21 protein-coding genes are annotated in these 20309 nt (G+C 70.0%); 12 read left to right on the forward strand and 9 right to left on the reverse strand.

Features of this window, described 5'->3' with window-relative positions; translation table 11 throughout:
- Window positions 1-173 precede the first annotated feature (173 nt).
- Window positions 174-908, forward strand: coding sequence for a GbsR/MarR family transcriptional regulator (locus RNB18_RS33390; protein ID WP_311717840.1), 735 nt, complete (start codon window positions 174-176; stop codon window positions 906-908).
- Here RNB18_RS33390 and RNB18_RS33395 read toward each other — a convergent pair.
- Window positions 901-1659: an aminoglycoside adenylyltransferase family protein gene (locus RNB18_RS33395; RefSeq protein WP_311717841.1), complete on the reverse strand. Its 759-nt coding sequence runs from the start codon at window positions 1657-1659 to the stop codon at window positions 901-903. The two genes, RNB18_RS33390 and RNB18_RS33395, sit on opposite strands and share 8 nt — an antisense overlap.
- Before the next feature lie 91 nt (window positions 1660-1750).
- On the opposite strand from RNB18_RS33395, the gene RNB18_RS33400 reads away from it, so the two are divergent.
- The 5 genes from RNB18_RS33400 (at window position 1751) to RNB18_RS33420 (ending at window position 5651) form a co-directional block, all read left to right on the forward strand.
- Window positions 1751-2341 carry a Uma2 family endonuclease gene (locus tag RNB18_RS33400; protein ID WP_311717842.1) on the forward strand — a complete coding sequence of 197 codons (591 nt, stop codon included), beginning with the start codon at window positions 1751-1753 and terminating at the stop codon, window positions 2339-2341.
- A gap of 17 nt (window positions 2342-2358) precedes the next feature.
- A complete protein-coding gene (locus RNB18_RS33405; protein WP_311717843.1) occupies window positions 2359-2988 on the forward strand; it encodes a maltokinase N-terminal cap-like domain-containing protein in 630 nt (209 codons plus the stop codon).
- A gap of 74 nt (window positions 2989-3062) precedes the next feature.
- Window positions 3063-3446 carry a DoxX family protein gene (locus RNB18_RS33410; protein ID WP_266517695.1) on the forward strand — a complete coding sequence of 128 codons (384 nt, stop codon included), beginning with the start codon at window positions 3063-3065 and terminating at the stop codon, window positions 3444-3446.
- 18 nt (window positions 3447-3464) lie between these two features.
- Window positions 3465-4382, forward strand: coding sequence for an RNA polymerase sigma-70 factor (locus tag RNB18_RS33415; protein WP_311717844.1), 918 nt, complete (start codon window positions 3465-3467; stop codon window positions 4380-4382).
- A gap of 276 nt (window positions 4383-4658) precedes the next feature.
- Complete coding sequence (locus RNB18_RS33420; protein ID WP_311717845.1) at window positions 4659-5651, forward strand: aldo/keto reductase; 993 nt, start codon at window positions 4659-4661, stop codon at window positions 5649-5651.
- A gap of 167 nt (window positions 5652-5818) precedes the next feature.
- On the opposite strand, the gene thpR is transcribed toward RNB18_RS33420, so the two are convergent.
- Window positions 5819-6391, reverse strand: a complete 573-nt coding sequence (thpR, locus tag RNB18_RS33425; RefSeq protein WP_311717846.1) for an RNA 2',3'-cyclic phosphodiesterase — start codon at window positions 6389-6391, stop codon at window positions 5819-5821.
- A gap of 26 nt (window positions 6392-6417) precedes the next feature.
- On the opposite strand from thpR, the gene RNB18_RS33430 reads away from it, so the two are divergent.
- Window positions 6418-6948: a GNAT family N-acetyltransferase gene (locus RNB18_RS33430; RefSeq protein ID WP_311717847.1), complete on the forward strand. Its 531-nt coding sequence runs from the start codon at window positions 6418-6420 to the stop codon at window positions 6946-6948.
- A gap of 3 nt (window positions 6949-6951) precedes the next feature.
- On the opposite strand, the gene RNB18_RS33435 is transcribed toward RNB18_RS33430, so the two are convergent.
- Window positions 6952-8292: an MFS transporter gene (locus RNB18_RS33435; protein ID WP_311717848.1), complete on the reverse strand. Its 1341-nt coding sequence runs from the start codon at window positions 8290-8292 to the stop codon at window positions 6952-6954.
- Window positions 8293-8317: 25 nt separating this feature from the next.
- A complete protein-coding gene (locus tag RNB18_RS33440; RefSeq protein WP_057608571.1) occupies window positions 8318-8755 on the reverse strand; it encodes a MarR family winged helix-turn-helix transcriptional regulator in 438 nt (145 codons plus the stop codon).
- A 151-nt stretch (window positions 8756-8906) separates the two neighbouring features.
- Here RNB18_RS33440 and RNB18_RS33445 point away from each other — a divergent pair, with 151 nt between their 5' ends.
- Window positions 8907-9089: a ribbon-helix-helix protein, CopG family gene (locus RNB18_RS33445; protein WP_185806401.1), complete on the forward strand. Its 183-nt coding sequence runs from the start codon at window positions 8907-8909 to the stop codon at window positions 9087-9089.
- Between the two features lie 7 nt (window positions 9090-9096).
- Here the strand turns inward: RNB18_RS33445 and RNB18_RS33450 are convergent, their stop codons facing one another.
- Entirely contained in the window at window positions 9097-10491 is a 1395-nt protein-coding gene (locus RNB18_RS33450) for an NCS2 family permease (RefSeq protein ID WP_311717849.1), read from the reverse strand.
- A 112-nt stretch (window positions 10492-10603) separates the two neighbouring features.
- Here RNB18_RS33450 and RNB18_RS33455 point away from each other — a divergent pair, with 112 nt between their 5' ends.
- Window positions 10604-10888, forward strand: a complete 285-nt coding sequence (locus RNB18_RS33455; RefSeq protein ID WP_311717850.1) for a DUF2530 domain-containing protein — start codon at window positions 10604-10606, stop codon at window positions 10886-10888.
- Window positions 10889-11000: 112 nt separating this feature from the next.
- On the forward strand, window positions 11001-13397 hold the full coding sequence (locus RNB18_RS33460) for a cation-translocating P-type ATPase (protein WP_311717851.1): 2397 nt from the start codon (window positions 11001-11003) through the stop codon (window positions 13395-13397).
- Window positions 13398-13429: 32 nt separating this feature from the next.
- On the opposite strand, the gene RNB18_RS33465 is transcribed toward RNB18_RS33460, so the two are convergent.
- On the reverse strand, window positions 13430-14230 hold the full coding sequence (locus RNB18_RS33465) for a hypothetical protein (RefSeq protein WP_311717852.1): 801 nt from the start codon (window positions 14228-14230) through the stop codon (window positions 13430-13432).
- Window positions 14231-14363: 133 nt separating this feature from the next.
- The gene (locus tag RNB18_RS33470; protein WP_311717853.1) at window positions 14364-15218 is read right to left on the reverse strand and encodes a calcium-binding protein; all 855 of its coding nucleotides are present in this window, start codon (window positions 15216-15218) and stop codon (window positions 14364-14366) included.
- A gap of 91 nt (window positions 15219-15309) precedes the next feature.
- Here RNB18_RS33470 and RNB18_RS33475 point away from each other — a divergent pair, with 91 nt between their 5' ends.
- Complete coding sequence (locus tag RNB18_RS33475) at window positions 15310-15555, forward strand: DUF7683 domain-containing protein (RefSeq protein ID WP_311717854.1); 246 nt, start codon at window positions 15310-15312, stop codon at window positions 15553-15555.
- Complete coding sequence (locus RNB18_RS33480) at window positions 15552-15788, forward strand: DUF7683 domain-containing protein (RefSeq protein WP_311717855.1); 237 nt, start codon at window positions 15552-15554, stop codon at window positions 15786-15788. Before RNB18_RS33475 ends, RNB18_RS33480 begins: the two co-directional genes overlap by 4 nt.
- Before the next feature lie 5 nt (window positions 15789-15793).
- Here the strand turns inward: RNB18_RS33480 and RNB18_RS33485 are convergent, their stop codons facing one another.
- Window positions 15794-18934 (reverse strand): sacsin N-terminal ATP-binding-like domain-containing protein, encoded by a 3141-nt coding sequence (locus tag RNB18_RS33485; RefSeq protein ID WP_311717856.1) that lies wholly within the window; start codon window positions 18932-18934, stop codon window positions 15794-15796.
- 227 nt (window positions 18935-19161) lie between these two features.
- Window positions 19162-20088 (reverse strand): DUF3027 domain-containing protein, encoded by a 927-nt coding sequence (locus tag RNB18_RS33490; protein ID WP_311717857.1) that lies wholly within the window; start codon window positions 20086-20088, stop codon window positions 19162-19164.
- Window positions 20089-20309: the final 221 nt, after the last annotated feature.

Genomic DNA, 20309 nt, shown 5'->3' on the forward strand with positions numbered 1-20309 from the left:
CATTCACGGATCCGGCAACAGACTCGTTGCGAACTACTGCCATCTCCGCAGGTAGTTGGAGTAATTTCATTGCAACGGTTCTAAAGGCAACGCAACGTCAGACACTCGATCGTTGCAATAGAGTGAAAGTGAACGCTATGCTGCGGACACCAGGGACCACGAAGGAGACCGCGATGCCGGGAGGCAGGCTCACCCAGCAGGAACGTCAGCAGATCGCGCTGGGAGTGGCCGACGGCCTCGCCTACGCGGAGATCGCCCGCCGCCTCGAGCGCCCCACCTCGACCATCACCCGCGAGGTCATGCGCAACGGCGGCCCCGCCGCCTACCGGGCCGACCTGGCCCACCGCGCCACCGAACGCCGCGCCCACCGCCGCCGCCAGACCACGCCCCGAGGGGCGCAGACCCCTGCACCGGCCCATGGCCGCGATCCCGAGGCGGTGCGCGAGTACGAGGAGACGTTCACCACCGTCCTCATGCAGACGGGCGCGCCCAAGATGATGTCGAGGGTGCTGACCTGCCTCTACACCAGCGACACCGGCAGCCTCACCGCCGCCGAACTCGTCCAGCGCCTTCAGGTCAGCCCGGCGTCCATCTCCAAGGCCATCAGCTACCTCGATAACCAGGGCCTGGTCCGCCGGGAACGCGACGACCGCCGCCGTGAGCGCTATGTCGCCGACAACGACGTCTGGTACCAGTCGATGATCGCCAGCGCCCGCGGCACCATCCAGCTCGCCGAGACGGCCCGTCAGGGCGTGGGCGTCCTCGGCCCGGGCACCCCGGCCGCCATCCGCCTGGAGAACATCGCCCGTTTCCTCGACTTCGTCTCCGAAAGCATCACCCGCGCCGCGGACCAGGCCCGCGAGGTCCTGCACACGAAACCGGAGACATCCTCGGACAGCGCTACGTGAGTGCCTGACGCCCGATGGCGTCGACGAGGAAGCCGGCGCAGGGCCGGACACCGGCACACAGCTCGGAGTCCCACCGCTCCTCCTCTTCCCCGAGGTAGACCGCCCGGGCGTGGGCAAGGACGGCCCGGTGTTCGGACGGCAGCCGCTCGATCGCCCAGTCGGCCGCGGCGTCCTTGGAGCGGATGGTGTCCGTGGCGAGGGTGGTCCAGACACGGGCGAGGGTGAGCAGGACGTTGCGGGTGTCGTGGTCCAGGTCGCCCAGGAGCTGCGGCACTCCGGCGACGATCGCGCGCCTGAGGTCCACGAGGGGTACGGGGTCGAGGAGTCGGTCGGGCGGAGGACCGTACAGGGCCGTGTCCCCGGCCAGGGTCACGGTGAGCAGGGGCGCGAGATCGGGACTGGACTCGGGCTCGGGAAGCACGCCCCGCTCGTACTCCGCGCGCAGCCACTCTCCGTAAAGGAAGTCGCAGACGGGCGGGTACCGCCACGGCCGTACATCGTCCTGTACGACGACGATGAGCTCCACGGGCCGAGCGCCTGGAACGCCGGACACCCGCATCAACTCGCTTACCAGGGCCCGGCGTTCGTCACGGGTCAGCGACCTCTGTACGACGACCAGCACGTCGATGTCGCTGTGCGGGCGAAGGCCGGCGAGGACGGCGGAGCCGTGGAGGTAGATGCCGAGGGGGATGTCGGAGAGGGTGCGGTGGACGATGCGCGCGACTGCCCGGGCGCCGTCGTCGACTGGCATGTGCGTCGTCCCTCCGTGTCCTGGTCACCGTGCGTATCGTTGTACTGCGCGGCTGTGCTTGTCCATGGAGCAGCCGGGGAGGAGCGCCACGATGACCGTCCTTGAAGACAGGATCGCGATGGCCGAGAGCGACGACACGAGCTGGCTCGACGAAATGTTCGAGCTGCTTGAGAAACTGCCCGTCCCCGAGGGATTCAAGGTGGAGATCGTCGAGGGGGCCATCCACATGTCGCCGCAGCGGGACGTTCACTGGGACACCATTCGCAAAATCATCTGGGCGCTGGAGGATCGCTTCGGACGGCGCGCGATGCTGTTCTCGGATGTCCGCATCGATTTCCCCGGCCAACGGAACGGCTTCGCCCCGGACGTGGCAAAGCTACGCGACGATGCCCAGAAGGACTCCACTGGCCACTGGCGTTACCAGGACGTGGAATTCATCGCGGAGGTCATCTCCAAAGACACCGCTCAGAACGATTACGGCCCCAAGAAGACCGCGTACGCACTCGCCGAAGTCCCCGTCTACGTGATCGCGGACCCTTACGTGGGCAAGTGCCGCCTGTTCACCCATCCCAAGGACGGCGACTACATGAGCGACACGTCCATCATCTACGGCGGGGACGTCGACATGACCGCGACCCCCCTGGACCTCACCCTCAAAACCGATGAGTTCCCCCGCGACTGACTGACAGAATCCGCCGCATGGCGATCATCCACCACACCACCCTCAAGCCCACCAAGCTGGACCTGCTCACCACCTGGCTGCCCACCCGCCCGTGGTACACCGGCACCGGCACACCGGAGTTGACCAAGGCCGGCGGCTTCCGGCTGGACGACCCGGAGGGCGAGGTCGGGATCGAGTTCATGGTGGCCGTCGACTCCTCCGGCCCCGAGCCCGTCGCCTATCTGGCCCCCCTCACCTACCGCGCCGCCCCGCTCCCCGGCGCGGACCACGCCCTCGTCGGCACCATGGAACACGGCGTACTGGGCCCCCGCTGGGCCTACGACGGCATCCACGACCCGGTCCTGCGCACCGAGCTCCTCGCCCTGTTCGAGGGCCGCGCCCAGGCCCAGGCCCAGAGCCTCACCGACACCCCCGACCACGAGGTCACCCACTCCTACACGGGCCCCGCCCTGGCCAGCGGCCCCGCCGAGGTCACCGAGGACCAGGACGGCACCGAGCTCGCCCTCCCCGACGGCACGGTTCTCCGCGTGCACCGACGCCCGCGGCCCACGGCCCCCGAGGGCGCGAACGGCCACGTCTCCGGGGCCTGGGACGCACCGGACGGCACCCGCGCGCGAGCCGCTTTCGCGACCCTGCACACCTCCTGAGACCGGGGATGTCACAGCGGAGGCAGCTGTCTCGTCCCGAGAGGTGCAGGCAAGCCTCGATCAAGGAGTGGACGATGAACCTCGCGCTGTGGATCGCCGCCGGACTGCTGGCCGCGGTGGCCCTGACCGGTGGTGTCACCAAGACCTTCGTGCCCAGGGAGAAGCTGGCCGCGGCCCACGGCGGAGGATGGACCGGGGAGGTCGGCACGGCCTTCGTGAAGACCCTCGGCATCCTCGAACTCCTGGCCGCGGCCGGCCTGGTCCTGACCGCCGCACTCGACATCGCACCGGTGCTGGTGCCCGTGACCGCCGTCTGCTGGATCCTCCTGATGGTCGGCGCGATGATCACCCACGGCCGCCGGGGCGAGTCCGCGTTCGTGGTGCTGAACCTGGCCTACCTGGCACTCGCGGCGTTCATCGCGTGGGGCCGTTTCGGCCCCGAGTCCTTCACCGGCTGAGAGGAGCCGAGGCACGGCATGAGCAAGACCGAGGAGTTCCAGGAGCTGCGGCCACTGCTGTTCTCGATCGCCTACCGGATCCTCGGCAGCGTCGGCGAGGCCGAGGACGCGGTCCAGGAGACCTGGCTGCGCTACGAGGCCACCGCGACCGAGCCCAGGTCGGTGAAGGCCTACCTCTCGACCACAGTGACCCGCATCGCGATCGACGTACTGCGCTCGGCCCGTGTCCGCCGGGAGGAGTACGTGGGCGAATGGCTCCCCGAGCCACTTCTCGACGACCCCTACGAGGACCCGGAACGGGCGGCCGAACTGGCCGAGTCGGTGTCGATGGCGGCCCTGTTGCTGCTGGAGCGTCTCAGCCCGCTGGAACGCGCGGCCTTCGTACTGCGGGAGGTCTTCGACTTCGGCTTCCCCGAGGTCGCGGCGGCGGTGGGCCGCTCGGAGGCGGCATGCCGGCAACTCGTGTCCCGGGCCCGGCGCCACATGGCGGCGGGCCGCCCCCGCTTCGAGGCGGACCGGGAAGAGCGCGAGGAACTGGCGTCACGCTTCTTCGACGCCCTCCGCGAAGGCGACGTGGATGGCCTGCGGGGACTGCTCGCCGCCGACGTGTCGATGGTCGGCGACGGCGGCGGCAGGGCCCCGCAGCTGGCGAGGGCCGTCGCGGGCGCGCAGAACGTGGCCCGGCTGCTGGGCTCGGTCTTCCCCCGGATGGCCCGGATCGAGGTGACCTTCGAGCCGCACGAGCTCAACGGCCAGCCGGGCGCGATCTTCTACGACCGCGACGGCAAGGTCCTCCACACCCTGGCCCTGGACATCCTCGACGGCCGCATCCAGACGATCCGCGCGGTGATCAACCCCGACAAACTCGGCCACGTGGGCCCGGTGGCGGACGCGTGGGCGATCCACCGCGAGGTCCAGGCGGGCCGCCGTTCCTGACCTCCCCCTCCCCACCGGCTCGCTCCACGCCGCCCCCATGAACGTCAGCCCGACCGGCAACCCGAACGCGAACCGAAGGACCTGGTCGAGACCGCGGACCGCGTCGAACTCCCCAGACCGCCGGGTGGCGCGGCTCCCTCCATAGGTGTCATGCACTGCACGTTAGAGACGAAACCGCCCCAACTCCCTCCGGCTGTCCCCCGATTCCACAGGGGAGCAATCCCCCCGAAGCATGTGCTTGCCTTGAGCGCACTCGAAGGCGTTGGCTGAGGTGTCATGAAGTACACGCAGCTCGGACGCACCGGACTCAAGGTCAGCCGACTCGTCCTCGGCACCATGAACTTCGGCCCGCAGACCGACGAGACCGACTCCCACGCGATCATGGACTCGGCTCTCGACGCGGGAATCAACTACTTCGACACCGCCAATGTGTACGGCTGGGGCGAGAACAAGGGCCGTACCGAAGAGATCATCGGCAACTGGTTCGCGAAGAGCGCCGCCAACCGCGACAAGGTCGTCCTCGCCACCAAGGTCTACGGCAACATGGCCGCGGACGGGGAGCCCTGGCCGAACCACGACAAGCTGTCGGCGCTGAACATCCGCCGTGCCGTCGACGCCTCGCTCAAGCGGCTCCAGACGGACTACATCGACATCTACCAGTTCCACCACGTCGACCGCTCCACTCCCTTCGAGGAGATCTGGCAGGCGATCGACACCCTCGTCCAGCAGGGCAAGATCCTGTACGTCGGGTCCTCCAACTTCCCCGGCTACAAGATCGCCCAGGCCAACGAGATCGCGGCCCGGCGGGGCGGCACCATCGGTCTGGTCAGCGAGCAGTGCCTGTACAACCTCTATGAGCGTCGCGCCGAGATGGAGGTCATCCCGGCCGCGCAGGAGTACGGCCTCGGTGTCATCCCCTGGTCGCCGCTGCACGGCGGCCTGCTCGGCGGTGTCATCAAGAAGGAGGCCGAGGGCGGCCGCCGCGCCTCCGGCCGCGCCGCCGACACCCTCGCCGACCCGGCCGCCCGCGCGCGCCTCCAGTCGTACGAGGACCTGCTGGAGAAGCACGGCCTGGAGCCCGGCGAGGCGGCCCTGGCGTGGCTGCTGACCCGCCCCGGCGTGACGGGTCCGATCGTCGGCCCGCGCACGGCACAGCAGCTGGAGTCGGCGATCAGGGCGGTCGAGCTGGAGCTGAGCGAGGAAGTCCTGGCAGGCCTGGACGAGATCTTCCCGGGCCCGGGCCCGTCTCCGGAGGCCTTCGCCTGGTAGCGCCCCTCAGGGGCGCGGGGCGGAGTCGACATGGGGCTCCGCCCCGCGGGCGCGACCGGCCGCAGTTCCTACCTGCCGAGCGCAGCGGCCAATGCCACAACGACGAACATCATCACAAGTACACCGGCCATGATCCGGTTCCGGGTCTTCGGGTCCACACCTCGAGCCTAACCGGCCCCACCCAGCGCCCAACGGCCGACCACCTCGTAGCGGGGCTGCTCCCCCGGCACCCCGGACTTCGGAAGGTTGCTCCGCACCAGCGCCAGCTCGTCGACGGTCCAGGTGCGGCTCGTGAATCCGTCCAGAACCGAGAGATACGGCCCTACATCCACCGCGTCCCGACTGCGAGCCACGGTCAGGTGAGCCTTGTACCGGCGGTGCTCCCCCGTCTCGACCCCCGCCTTCCGCGCCGCCGCCTCCGCCCGCTCCGCCAGCAGCCGCAGCACCGGCAGATCGCCGGAGGCCCCCGCCCACAACGCCCGCCCGTGCCCGAACTGCCCGCCGCCGCGCAGGGCCAGCGGGAAACACGGGGTCCGCCGAGCCGCCCGCTCCAGCCGCACGGACAGTTCGGGTACGACGGCCTCGTCGACCTCGCCGTAGAAGGCAAGGGTGAAGTGCCACCCGGGGGCGCCGGTCCAGCGCAGCTCGGACGCTCCGGGAAGTCGCCTCAACTCGGCGACTTTCAGCGCGAGTTCGTCGGACACGTCCTGCGGAGGCAGCACCGCGGCGAAGAGTCTCATGGGAATCAGCCTGTCACCATGAGGGCATGGAGATCAGCATCAGGGACGGCGGACCCGACGACATACCCGTGATCCTCGGCATGCTCGACAGCTGCGTGGAGTGGCTGGTCGCGCAGGGACGCCCCGGCCAGTGGGGGACCGAGCCGCTGTCCGGGAGCCCCAGGACCGTGGAGTCGGTCGCCCGGTACATCGACGAGGGCAGCGTGTTCATCGCCGAGGCCGACGGCGTCCCGGCCGCGACCCTCACGATCACCGACTCGCCCGGCGCGTATCTGGCCCATCTCCCGCCGCCCGGCGAGCCCGAGCGGTACATCCACTGGCTCGCCTCGGACCGCCGCTTCAAGGGCCATGGCGTGGGCAGCGCCCTCCTTGCGCACGCCGCCGAGGAGACCCGGCGCGCGGGCGTCGCCCTGTTGCGGGTGGACTGCTACGCGGGCGACGACCGCAAGCTGGTCGCCTACTACGAGGCCAACGGCTTCGCCCCGACGGAGACTTACACCGCCGGGGCGAACAACGACTGGCCGGGCCAGGTACTGGCCTTGCGCGTACGGCCGTAGCGCTCAGGCCGCCGCGGCCAGTTGCTCCTGCGCCTCGCGCGGCACGAACCGGACGTGCGGGTGACCGTGGTTCCAGCCCACCGACAGGCGCAGGTTGCCGACCCTGGCCAGGACCAGGCCGATCGTGACGGCCGCCGCCGCGGCGATCGCGCCGCCCGACGCGAGGCCGGCGCGGACGCCGTACGCGTCGGTGACCCAGCCGGCGATCGGCGCGCCCACCGGAGCTCCGCCCATGAACACCATCATGTACAGGGCCATCACGCGGCCCCGCATGGCCGGGTCGGTGCTCATCTGGATGCTGCTGTTGGCGGTGACGTTGACCGTCATGCCGAACATCCCGATCGGGACCATGAGCAGGGCGAACAGCCACAGCGAGGGGGCGATCGCGGCCACGATCTCCAGCGTGCCGAAGGCCACCGCGCCCGCCAGCAGGACCCGCATCCGGGCGGTGCCGCGCCGGGCCGCGAGCAGGGCGCCGGCCAGGGAGCCGACGGCCATCAGCGTGTTGAAGAGGCTGTAGGCGCCGGCGCCCGCGTGGAAGACGTCGTCGGCGAAGGCGGACAGGAAGACGGGGAAGTTGAAGCCGAAGGTGGAGACGAACCCGGCCAGGACGATGGTCCAGATCAGCTCGGGGCGTCCGGCCACGTAGTGCAGGCCCTCCCGCAGCTGCCCCTTGGCGCGCGGGGCGCGCTCGACGACGTACAGCTCACGCGCCCGCATCATCATCAGGCCGATGAGCGGGGCGACGAAGGACAGGCCGTTGGCGAGGAACGCCCAGCCGGTGCCCACGCCGGTGATCATGACACCCGCGACCGCGGGGCCGACCAGACGGGCCGACTGGAAGTTCGCGGAGTTCAGGCTGACCGCGTTCTGCAGCTGGTCCGGGCCGACCATCTCGGAGACGAAGGACTGGCGGGCCGGGTTGTCGACGACGGTCGCGAGACCCACGACGACGGCGGCGAGGTAGACGTGCCAGACCTGGACGTGGCCGGTCAGGGTGAGGGCGGCGAGCGCGACACCGGTGGCGCCCATCGCGGACTGCGTGAACAGCAGCGCGCGGCGCTTGGGCAGCCGGTCGACGAGGACACCGCCGTAGAGGCCGAAGAGCAGCATCGGCAGGAACTGCAGGGCCGTCGTCACGCCGACGGCGGTGGCGGAGCCGGTGAGGCTGAGCACCAGCCAGTCCTGGGCGATGCGCTGCATCCAGGTGCCGATGTTGGAGACGACCTGGCCGACGAAGAACAGGCGGTAGTTCCTGACCTTCAGCGAGCTGAACATCGAGGACTTGCAGGGGTCGTGGGTGGTCGGTGCGGGGGCGGAGTGTGCTCCGGGTCCCGTACTCAAAGTGCGTTCGCCTCCTCTTTGTGGCTTACAGGTGTGCGAGTTTCTCCAGCACGGGGGCGGCGGCGCGCAGTTTCGCCCACTCGTCCTCGTCGAGGCCGTCGACCAGGGTGGCCAGGAAGGCGTTCCGCTTGGCGCGGCTCTCCGCGAGCATGGCCTCGGCCTGCTCGGTCTTCGTGACGACCTTCTGGCGCCGGTCCTCGGGGTGCGGCTCCAGCCGGACGAGTCCCTTGGCCTCCAGCAGCGCCACGATGCGGGTCATCGACGGCGGCTGGACGTGCTCCTTGCGGGCGAGCTCGCCCGGGGTGGCCTTGCCGCAGAGGGAGAGAGTGCCCAGCACCGACATCTCGGTGGGGCTGAGCGACTCGTCGACCCGCTGGTGCTTGAGCCGACGGGACAGTCGCATCACGGCTGATCGCAGGGAGTTCACGGCGGCAACATCGTCGCCATGGGTAAGGTCCGGCATCTCTTTAGCGTAACTCATTACTCTCGCTAAACAAGCTCGCGCGCACGGGGATTCCCGTGACCCCGGCCACTGAAACCCGATCTTCACCCATACGAGTGAGTCGACGGCGGAATGTGAACGCCGCTCGGCGTGGGCGGCGACCCTCGTCCTCATGGGGACCAGCGTGCTCAGCCTGCGGATAGACGGGGAGCTGCTCGAGCGGCTCCGCGACCATGCGGCCAAAAGGGGGATGAGCGTCCAGGACTATGTGGTCCGAACGCTCATCCGGGACGACTTCGACGAGCGGTTCCAGACCGCCGTCGACGAGACCGAGAAGTTCTACGGGGTCACGTGAGAGCGGGTCACGTCAGGCCCAGTGCCGGCATCAGGTAGTAGAAGCCGAACACCGCCGCGACGACGTACATCGGCACCGGAACCTCCCGGCCCCGTCCGGCCGCCAGCCGCAGCACCACGAAGGTGATGAAGCCCATGCCGATGCCGTTGGTGATCGAGTAGGTGAACGGCATCATCACCATGGTGATGAAGGCCGGGATCGCGATGGTGTGGTCGGCCCAGTCGATGTCCTTGACGTTCCCCGCCAGAATCAGGAAGCCGACCGCGAGCAGGGCCGGGGTCGCCGCCTGGGACGGGACCATCGTCGCGACCGGCGTGAGGAACAGCGCAAGGGTGAAGAGACCGCCGGTGACGATGTTGGCGAAACCGGTGCGCGCACCCTCGCCGACTCCCGCCGTCGACTCCACAAAGGCCGTCGTCGCCGACGACGAGCTCGCGCCGCCCGCGGCCACCGCGAGACCGTCCACGAAGAGCACCTTGTTGATGCCGGGCATCTGCCCCTGGGCGTCGGTGAGCTTGGCCTCGTCGGAGACGCCCATGATCGTGCCCATCGCGTCGAAGAAGCACGACAGCAGGACCGTGAAGACGAAGAGGATGCCGGTCAGCACGCCGACCTTGTCGAAGCCGCCGAAGAGGCTGACCTTGCCGATCAGACCGAAGTCGGGGGTGGCGACCGGGTTGCCGGGCCACTTCGGGGCCGTGAGCCCCCAGGACGGGACCTTGGCGACCGCCTCGATGATCATCGCCACGACGGTCATCGTGACGATCGAGATCAGGATCGCGCCGGAGACCTTGCGGACGATGAGCGCGAGGGTCAGCAGGGCGCCCAGGATGAACACCAGGACCGGCCAGCCGTTGAGATGGCCGTCGGCGCCGAGCTGCAGCGGGACGGTGGTCTGGGCGACGTCCGGGATGCGGGAGACGAAGCCGGAGTCCACGAGCCCGATCAGCATGATGAACAGGCCGATACCGATGGAGATCGATTTGCGCAGCCCGAAGGGCACCGCGTTCATCACGCGCTCGCGCAGACCGGTGGCGACCAGCAGCATCACGATGAAGCCCGCCAGGACCACCATGCCCATCGCGTCCGGCCAGGACATCCGGGGCGCGAGCTGGAGCGCGACGACCGAGTTCACACCGAGGCCCGCGGCCAGCGCGATCGGGACGTTGCCGACCACGCCCATGAGGAGCGTGGTGAAGGCCGCGGTCAGGGCGGTCGCGGTGACCAGTTGGCCGTTGTCCAGCTGGTGGCCGTACATGTCCTTGGCGCTGCCGAGGATGATCGGGTTCAGCACGATGATGTAGGCCATCGCGAAGAACGTGGCGAAGCCGCCCCGGATCTCGCGGGGCAGACTGCTGCCCCTCTCGGAGATCTTGAAGTAGCGGTCGAGGGCGGTCGGCATTGGATGTTCCTACGAGCAGAAGTGGACAGACGTAAACTGTTTCAGTATGAACGTATAGCCTCGACCATGACCATCTCCGCGCGTAGATGTGATCGCCTCGTAAGCTGTCCCCATGGCCGGTTTTTTTTCGGGACCCATCAAGCACGAGGCGCCTGAGCCCCTCGAAGGGCCCGTCGTCGCCACCGTCACCGGTGGCACGATCCTCTGGTTCGTGCTCTTCCTCGTGCAGCTTCCCTTCTACGGCTGGTTCGCGGACCACGACCACACCTGGTGGCTGTGGACCTGCCTGGCCGGGGGCGTTCTCGGGCTGTACGGCACCTGGTACGTGCGGAAGCGGGACGCGGCGATCAAGAGGGCGGCCGGCACCGACCCCGCCGCCCCCCCTGCTGCCGAGTGACGAGCGTCCCCTAGTCCCACGGCATCACTCGCCCGTTCCCGTCTCCTCCCCAGGTCGGAACTTCCGGTCACTCGGCGGGTGAAGCCGCAAAACCGCACGTACCGTCGAATGCATGACGCACACCGACGCGGGCGCCGAACTCGACCCTGTGCACCCCACGAGGCTCCGGGCACCAGCGGCGGGTGGACTCACCGCGGCCGAGGTCGCCGAGCGGGTCACGCGGGGGCAGGTCAACGACGTGCCGGTGCGCAGCAGCCGGAGCATGGGGGAGATCGTCCGGGCGAACGTCTTCACCCGGTTCAACGCGATCATCGGTGTGCTCTGGCTGGTCATGCTGTTCGTCGCACCCTTCCAGGACAGCCTGTTCGGGTACGTCATCCTCGCCAACACCGGGATCGGCATCATCCAGGAGTGGCGGGCGAAGAAGACCCTCGACTCGCTCGCGGTGATCGGCGAGGCCCGGCCGACCGTACGGCGGGACGGGACCGCGTCCCAGGTCAGCACCTCGGAGATCGTCCTCGACGACCTCATCGAGATCGGGCCCGGCGACAAGGCCGTGGTCGACGGGGTGGTCGTCGAGGCCGACGGCCTGGAGATCGACGAGTCACTGCTGACCGGCGAGGCCGACCCGGTGGTGAAGCGGCCCGGCGACCAGGTGATGTCCGGGAGTTTCGTGGTCGCCGGCGGCGGCGCCTTCGAGGCGACCAAGGTCGGCCGCGAGGCCTACGCCGCCCAGCTCGCCGAGGAGGCCTCCCGGTTCACCCTGGTCCACTCCGAACTGCGCTCGGGCATCTCCACGATCCTCAAGTACGTGACGTGGATGATGGTCCCGACCGCGATCGGCCTGGTCATCAGCCAGCTGTTCGTCAAGGACAACGACCTCAAGGACTCCATCGCCCGGACGGTCGGCGGGATCGTGCCGATGGTCCCGGAGGGGCTGGTCCTGCTGACCTCCGTCGCCTTCGCCATCGGCGTCATCCGGCTTGGCCGGAAACAGGCGCTCGTCCAGGAACTTCCGGCCATCGAGGGCCTCGCCCGCGTCGACACGGTCTGCCTCGACAAGACCGGCACCCTCACCGAGGGCGGCATGGACATCACCGAGCTCAGGCCGCTGCAGGGCGCCGACGAGTCGTACGTACGAAAGGTCCTGGGCGCCCTCGGTGAGTCGGACCCGCGGCCGAACGCCTCCCTCCAGGCGATCATCGACGCCTACCCGGATGCCGAGGAGTGGCGCTGCACCGAGTCGCTCCCCTTCTCCTCCGCCCGCAAGTACAGCGGGGCCTCCTTCAGCGAGGGCGACGGCGAGTCCAGTACGTGGCTGCTGGGAGCGCCGGACGTGCTCCTGGCGCCCGGCGACCCCGCCCTCGCCGACACCGGGCGGCTCAACGAGCAGGGACTGCGCGTGCTGCTGCTGGCCCGGGCCTCCCGGGACCTCGACGATCCCGAGGTCGCCCGGGGAGCGCGGCCGACCGCTCTCGTCGTACTGGAACAGCGGCTGCGGCCCGACGCGGCCGACACCTTGCGGTACTTCGCCGACCAGGACGTCCGGGCCAAGGTCATCTCCGGCGACAACGCGGTGTCGGTCGGGGCGGTGGCGGCCAAGCTCGGGCTGAGCGGCAGCGTGGTCGACGCACGTCGGCTGCCCGCCGACCAGGACGGGATGGCGAAGGAGCTCGACGAGGGCACGGTGTTCGGTCGGGTCACCCCGCAGCAGAAGCGGGACATGGTGGGGGCGCTGCAGTCGCGCGGACACACGGTCGCGATGACCGGTGACGGGGTCAACGACGTGCTCGCCCTCAAGGACGCGGACATCGGGGTGGCGATGGGCTCCGGGTCGGAGGCCACACGGGCGGTCGCGCAGATCGTGCTGCTCGACAACAGTTTCGCGACGCTGCCGTCCGTCGTCGCCGAGGGGCGACGGGTCATCGGCAACATCACCCGGGTCGCGACGCTGTTTCTGGTGAAGACCGTGTACTCGGTGCTGCTGGCGATCTTCGTGGTGTGCTGGCAGGTCGAATACCCCTTCCTGCCAAGGCACCTGACCCTGCTGTCGACGCTGACGATCGGCATCCCGGCCTTCTTCCTGGCCCTCGCGCCCAACAAGGAACGCGCGCGACCGCACTTCGTGCGGCGGGTGATGCGGTACTCGGTCCCGGGCGGGGTGGTGGCGGCGATCGCGACCTTCGTGACGTATCTGATCGCCAGGCACCATTACACGGGCACCGGCGCGTTGGACGCGGAGACGAGCGCGGCGACCCTGACCCTGTTCCTGATCTCGATGTGGGTGCTGGCGATCATCGCCCGCCCGTACACCTGGTGGCGTCTCGCGCTGGTCGCGGCGATGGGCCTCGGGTTCGTCCTGGTCCTGATGGTGCCGTGGCTCCAGGACTTCTTCGCGCTGAAGCTGGTGGGGGTGACGATGCCGTGGATCGCGGTCGGCATCTCGGTGGTGGCGGCGGCCACCCTGGAGGTGCTGTGGAGGTGGGTGGACCGCCGCGTAGCCGCTTAGCGCTGCGGCGACAGTGACTGGACCTACTGGACCTACTGGACGTCGACGTAGTCGCCCGCCGCGCTCACGCCCGGCGTCGTCGTCGTGCCCGCGAAGCTGTAGCGGTAGTAGCCGTCAGCCGTCGCCGTGGTCGTCGTCTTCAGGGCACCCGTGGACGTCGTCTTGATGGTCTTGAGCGTCGTGTAGGTGCTGCTGCCCTTCTTGCGGAACTGGAGCTTCACCGGCTGGGTCGAGTAGCCCGCATAGGTGTTGGTGTCCCAGTTGGCGCGGGCGAGCTTGCCCGTGACGGTGATCGTCTTGCCCTTCTTCACCGGCTCGGGGGAGGCGTTGACGGTGAGGGTGGACCGGCGCTGGAGGTGGGTGGTGCCGAGGTCGCCCTGCCAGGTCAGGCCTTCGTCGGCGTTGACCGCGAGGGCGCCCAGCTTCCAGGTGCCCGCCTCAGTGCTGAAGAGGTCGCCGTCCTCGTCGGAGCCCTTGGGGCGGAACTGGATCTTCGCCGTGCACTTCAGCACCGTCGAGGAGGATGCCGTGCAGGTGCCGGGGTCGTCACCGAGGAGCATGTCGTCGGAGTTCTCGCCGAGCGTGGCGCCGCGGTAGAGGGCGGGGCCGGTCTGGATGGAACTCGCGTCCAGGTTCGCGGGCTTGGTCACGGTGTAGGTCGCCGAGACCGTGACCGTGGCCGTCGAGCCGACCACGATGTTCTTGCCGCTGTTGACCTTCAGGCTGGAGAAGGTGACGGCGGGCCCGGCCGTGGCGGCCTGCGCGGCCGGCACGGCGAGGGCGGAGAGTGCCACGGCGCCGGAGGCGACGAGGACGAGGGCGCGTATGCGCATGTGCGTTCCCCATGAGGAGAGAAGGATCTCGGAGTCTGATGACTCAGTCCTTAGATCCGTCACTCACGCGACCGGTTGTACGCGTGGGGCGTGATTTTGTCCGCACATGCGCAACGCTTTACTTCAAGCTGACCTACTTGACGTCAACGAAGTCACCCGCGGCGTTGACCGCGGGGGTGGTGGAGGTGCCCGCGAAGCTCCAGCGGAAGAAGCCGTCGACCGTGGCCTTGACCGTGGTCTTCAGGTCACCCCGGTTGTTGGTTTTGATGGTCTTCACGGTGGTGTAGGTGTTGCTGTCCTTCTTGCGGAACTGCAGCTTCACCGGCTGGGACGTGTAACCGGCGTACTTACGGGTCTCCCAGTTGGCCCGCGTCAGCTTGCCGGTGACGGTGATGGTCTTGCCCTTCTTCACCGGCTCCGGCGCCGCGTTGACGGTGAGCTTCGACAGGCGCTGGACCCGGTGGGTGCTGTAGAAGTCGTTCCAGTAGACGCTGCCGGCCTCGTCGTTGGCCAGAACACCGGCCGTGACGTGCCAGGTACCGGCCAGCGCGTTCATGTAAAGGTCGCTGCCCGGGATGGCCGTGATGGTGAGCTTGCAGTTCGAGGTGGTGGCGTTGACCGCGGTGCAGCTGGCGGCACTCTCGTTCGGCGGGAGGTAGCCGTCGACGTGGTCCAGGTCCTTGCCGTGCCACAGGTCGATGTAGGCGTCCTGGATGCCGGCGGAGTGGCTGGCCGTCAGGGAGACGTTGAACTTCTTGGCGGCCGTCGTACCGACGACGACGCCCTTGGCACCGTTGATCGTCACCTTGGAGACGACCGGCAGCTCTTCCGCGGCTGCAGCCGTGCTCATCGCCGACCGGGAGACACCGAAGCGCTCGGCGGCGGTGGTCTTGTCGATGCCTCCGTCGGCGGCCTGCGAGGCTGGAACGGCGAGGGCGGAAAGGGCCAGGGCGCCGGAGACGGCGGCCACGGTGGCACGTATACGCATGTGTTCCCCACGTGAGACGAGTGGGTCTGTGTGACCCACTGGTCAGATAAACCAGTGGGGCGAAAGGTTGCACGACTGGTAAGAGTTTTGTGTGAGCATCATCTACAGCATCGTCCGTTATCCGAAGGATGACGACTATCCGGACTCAACCACCGACGTCACCGCGGTCGGTGGGCAAGCCTGGGCGGAACTCCTGACAACCCCGCTGGAGCAACTGGCCAACGTGTATCCCCTGACGCAGGAACACGCCGAGCGTGTCCGGCAGTTGACCGGAATCACGCTCGACCTGGAGAGGTACGAATACTTCTTGGAGCCGGAGGAGGACCCTTCCCTGTGATCGACAGACTCGCCATCTCCCGTTACCCGAAGGACGACGAGTTCCTCGACTCGTCCGTCGATGTCACCGCGGTCGGCCTGGACGTCCTCGCGGACCTCGTGGGCATTCCGCCGGCCGAGCTCGTCGGCGATGTGCCCCTGACGCAGGAGCACGCCGAGCGTGTCCGGCAGTTGACCGGAATCACGCTCGATCTGGAGACGTACGACTACTTCCTGGACCCCAGCTCCGGCTGAGCCGCTCAGTCGAACCAGCGGTCCCTCGCCAGTTCCTCCGTGCGGGTCGGGTCCTCCAGGAGTGCTGCCACCTCGAAGCGCCGTGGCCACTGGCCTGCCGCCCAGGCCAGGCCCGCGGCCACGCCCTCCAGGGTGGAGGCGTGCAGGACGCCGTCGTTCGTCAGACGCCAGTCGATCTCCACACCGTCGACGACGAGTTCGTCGTGCTCGACGTAGGTGGACGGGGTACGGGCGCCCAGCAGCAGCCGCACCGGCTCCGGCACGTCGTGCTCGGTGCCCTCGGAGTCGATGGAACCGGTGACGGACTCGCTGAGGCGGCGGACCTGGAAGAGTTCGGCCAGCTCGGCGGACCGGGACGGGCGGACCGGCAGCAGGGGGACGCCCTGCGTGAAGGGGAGCAGGTCCGGTGAGTCGACGACCACCGCGTCGGCCGCGTCCACGACCTCGACCCGGCCGTCGGTCACCGCCCGCAGCTCGTCGGGCAGGGTGACCTGTTCGGGGTCCAGGTCGGCCAACGCACTGTAGAGGGCGTGCAGTTGGGAGCCGGTCACCGATCGGTCGGGGTCGGCGAGACGGTCCAGCAGCTCCGCCGCTCCGCCCGGCTCCTCCAGCAGCGCGGCCACCGACGTCCGCACGCCCAGCGCCCGCAGCACCTGCTCGTCGTCGAACCCGGTCGCGTCCGCCTCGTCGTACAGGCCGCGGAGGAGGGGGTCTCCCCCGGCCGCCAGCAGACCGGCCGGGCGGCGGCCGTCGAGCACCGGGTTCCCGCGCAACCACCAGGCCGTGTACGGCCGTACGACTTCATGTGTACCGTCCGGCAGGAGGATGCGGACCTGCTGGGTGATCGCGTCCCGGAGGGGCGGCCGGGCCAGCAGGGCCAGCGCCTCGGGCCACTTGTCCTGGTCGACCAGGTCGAGGTCGCGTACGGCGACCAGTTCGGTGGCGACCGGCGGTACCGGCGTGTCCGGGAAGCGGTCGAGGATGTCCTCGCACCACACGTCCACGGCGTCGAGGAGACCGGCGTCGTCCGGTTCCGCGAAGTCGCCCTCGCGGGGCTCCAGTTCGTCCGGGTCCAGCACCACGTCCGTGGCCCGGACCAGGGCGAAGTTGGCGAGCACTCCGCAGGCCGCGAGGGGCTGTTCGCCCCACTTCCCGGCCAGTTCGGGGTCCACGTGGGCGAGTTCGTCCTCACGCATGATCTGGGCGAACGGGCTGCCGGGCAGCACGAGTTCACCGGCGGGGACCAGTTCACCCTCCTCGTCCGGCAGGGCGAGCGCGCCCAGCCACGGCTCGTCGCCGGGCTCGAGTCCCGCGTCCCGGACGAGCGCGAGGACGGTGTCGGCCAGCTCCTCGGCGTCCGGGGTGTCCTCCTCCCAGCTCATCCCGCCGTCGTCGTCCAGGGAGGCGGCCACGGCGGCCCGTACCTGGGGCGTGGTGAGCACCGCGCGCGATGTCGCGGGCAGCGCGCCGAGCTTCTCGAGGAGCGGGTGGGCGGCGGCCGGGTGGGCGACCTTGAGGCCGAGCCGGGCGAGGATCTCGGGGTCGATCAGGGACCCGTCCGAGGTGGGCAGCAGCACCTGCCGGGGCCCGATGGTCGTCCGTCCGTCGGCGAGCGGCACGGGAAGGCCGGAGAGCCGGTCGGGGTCGACGCCCGCGAGGCTGTCGTAGAGCCGCTGCCACCACTCCGGCTCCTTCTCGAGCCCGACGAGCCGGTCGACGGCGTCGGTCAGCGGGATGCGGGCGACGCCCAGCGTCCGCAGTTCCACCCGCCGTTCGAGACCGGCGGGCAGCAGGGTGGGCAGGACTTCGGCGAGCACCCGCACGGTGTCGGCGCCGGCGCCCTCGACGACCTCGGCCTCACGGGGGCGCAGGACCTCCGGCAGCTCCGAGTCGTCACCGGGCTCAAGTGCGGGCGGGGGAAACGCCGGGAGGGCGGGCGGGAGAAACGCAGTGCGCGGGAGGCGGTCGAGAATCGCCTGCCGCAGCGCCCCGTCCAGCTCACCCTTCCCCAGCGGGCCGGGCACCAGCCCGATGATCCCTTCGCTCACCGGCCGCCAGCCGGCGAGGAGTTCGGCGTACACGTCCGCCGCGCGCTGCACGAGGAAGTCGGTGAGCGGTCCGGGGGCCGCGTGCCGGCGGGCGGTGTCCAGCGGGAAGGACGCGATGAGCAGGGCGGGGACGCCGAGCGGCTCGTCGCTGGGCGTCGGGGCGTGCACGACGGGGCTGGTGCGGGGGTGGGCCGGGGTGCCGTCGGTGTCGGCGGGCACGGCCCAGGTGAGCGACCAGTGCGGCCGCAGCCGCTCCTCGACGGGCCGGCCGGCGAGGAGTTCGGGGGTGAGCGGCCCGTGCGCGGACGCCGTACGCCACCGGGTCGTACCGTCTCGCGAGTCCTCCACGACGATGAGGTCGCCCTCGGTGCGGCGGCTGATCGTGCGGGTCTTGTCCGTCTCGATCACGACCTCCTCGAGCCCGGGGAGGGCGAGGAGGAGAGCGTCGTCGACGGCGTTCAGGAGGCGCTCGGCGAGGTCGGCGGCGGCGGTGTCGCGCAGCGGGAGGATGACGACGGTGTCGTAGGGGTCGGGCGCGGTGCCCTCGGCGGCGAACGGGAGTCGCAGCAGTGGGACATGGCCGTCGCGGCGGCGGATCTCGTCGCCGAGCCCGGGACTGTGCCGTGCGGTGTCGGCGGCGTGCTCGCGGGCCTCGGCGAGGGACCAGCGGACCCCGCCGTGCCGGCCGACGACGGCGGGCTCGTCGGTGACGGCGAGCACGGCGGCGAAGCCGACGCCGAAGCGGCCGATCGAGCCGTCCTGGTTGTCGCGCTTGGCGGAGGCACGCAGGGTGGAGAGGGACTCGACCCCGGCCGCGTCCAGCGAAGCGCCGGTGTTGGCGGCGAACAGGACGCCCTCGCGGAGGGTGAGCCGGAGCCGTCCCGGTACGCCCGCCCTGGCCGCCGCGTCGGCCGCGTTCTGCGCGAGTTCGACGACGAGTCGGTCCCGGTACCCGCCGAGGACGAGGTCTTCCTCGGCGTTGGCGTCCTCCCGGAACCGGGCGGGGCTGGTGGCCCAGGCGTCCAGCACCCCTCGCCTGAGCCGGGCGGTCCCGAACGGGTCGGCACCCTCGGCGGCGGGCCGCACGAACTTGCTCACGTTCACACTCTCCTCGTCGGCGTGACGATGAAGGTACCGCGATGGGCGGGGGCCGTGACTCGGGGACCGCTCGCGGACGCCGACGGGCGGCGGGGTGTGTGCCCCGCCGCCCGTCGGTGTGGATGTAGCCCCATGGGCGTCCGGGGGACGGGCGCTGCTCTTCGACGCGCGGGTCACCCGTGGGGCAGCACGTGACCGCACACGGGGTGGGTGGACCGGCGCCCGTCCTACGAGTGCCCCAGCTCCGCCGCGTCCTCGTCCGCCAGCACCGGCACCGACCCCGAGTCCGGTGCCGGGCGCAGCGGGAACGGGTCCACTCGGGTCTCGTCGATCACCGGCGCGGCCGGCTGCGGGGGCTTCGGCATGACCGCTGCTTCCGAGTGGCCTCCGCAGCCGTAGGACAGGGAGACCACTCGGCCGTCCGCCGGGGCGAACTCGTTGGCGCACAGTCCGAAAGCCTGGCCCAGGGAACCGCCCAGCGGGACCAGGAAGCCGCAGCTGGCGCAGGGCGCCGGGGCCGCCTGGGCCATCGGCGTCTTGGAGCCGAAGGACTCCTCCCAGCGGTCGGCGGCGACATGGAGGCCGTAGCGGGACAGGACCCGGGCGCGGCGCATGCCGAGTTCCTCGGCGACCGCGGCGATCGAGCCGCGGGTCGGGGCCATCGGGAGGTTCGAGGGGGTGCCCGCCGTGAGCTCCGCGTCCTCCGCCTCGACCAGCTCGGCCATCTCCTCGGAGACCGGCGCGCTCGGCAGCGGCTCGTCCTCGCCGGTGTAGCCGGGCTCCAGGCGGAGATCCTCGGCGTCGGTGGGGAGCAGATCGCCGGGGCCCATGTCGCCGGGGCGCAGGCGTTCGCTCCACGGCACCCACTCCGGCGCGAGCAGCGCGTCGGGGCCGGGCAGCAGCACGACCTCGTCGAGCGTCACGAGCTTCGCGCGGGAGGCGCGCGCCACCGTGACGGCCCAGCGCCAGCCCCGGTAGCCGAGCTCCTTGCACTCGAAGAAGTGCGTGACGACACGATCACCCTCGGAGACCAGGCCCGAGTGCTCGCCCACCACACCGGGCGCGGCGGCCTCCTCGGCGGCGGCGCGGGCGAGGTCGACGGCCTCGGCGCACAAGCGGTCGGGGGTGCGGCTTCGCGTTGTCGCTGCGCTCACAGGTATCGCTTCTCTCCTACGCCGTCACTCGGGTGCGCCGGCCTGAAGGCGGCGGATGCGGACGGAGCGGACCGGAGGACCGCGTCGACGTCCGCGCCCGATCGCGCTCGGGCGCACCTGCTCATATCCATTCTGCGGGATGTCAGAGAGGCGCGCGGCCGAGAACGTTCGCCACGGCGCGCTACGCACGCTACCTGTTCGCCGCCGCTCGGCCTACACCG

Origin of the sequence: Streptomyces doebereineriae, assembly GCF_031845645.1 — a bacterium.
Classification (GTDB): Bacteria; Actinomycetota; Actinomycetes; order Streptomycetales; family Streptomycetaceae; genus Streptomyces; species Streptomyces canus.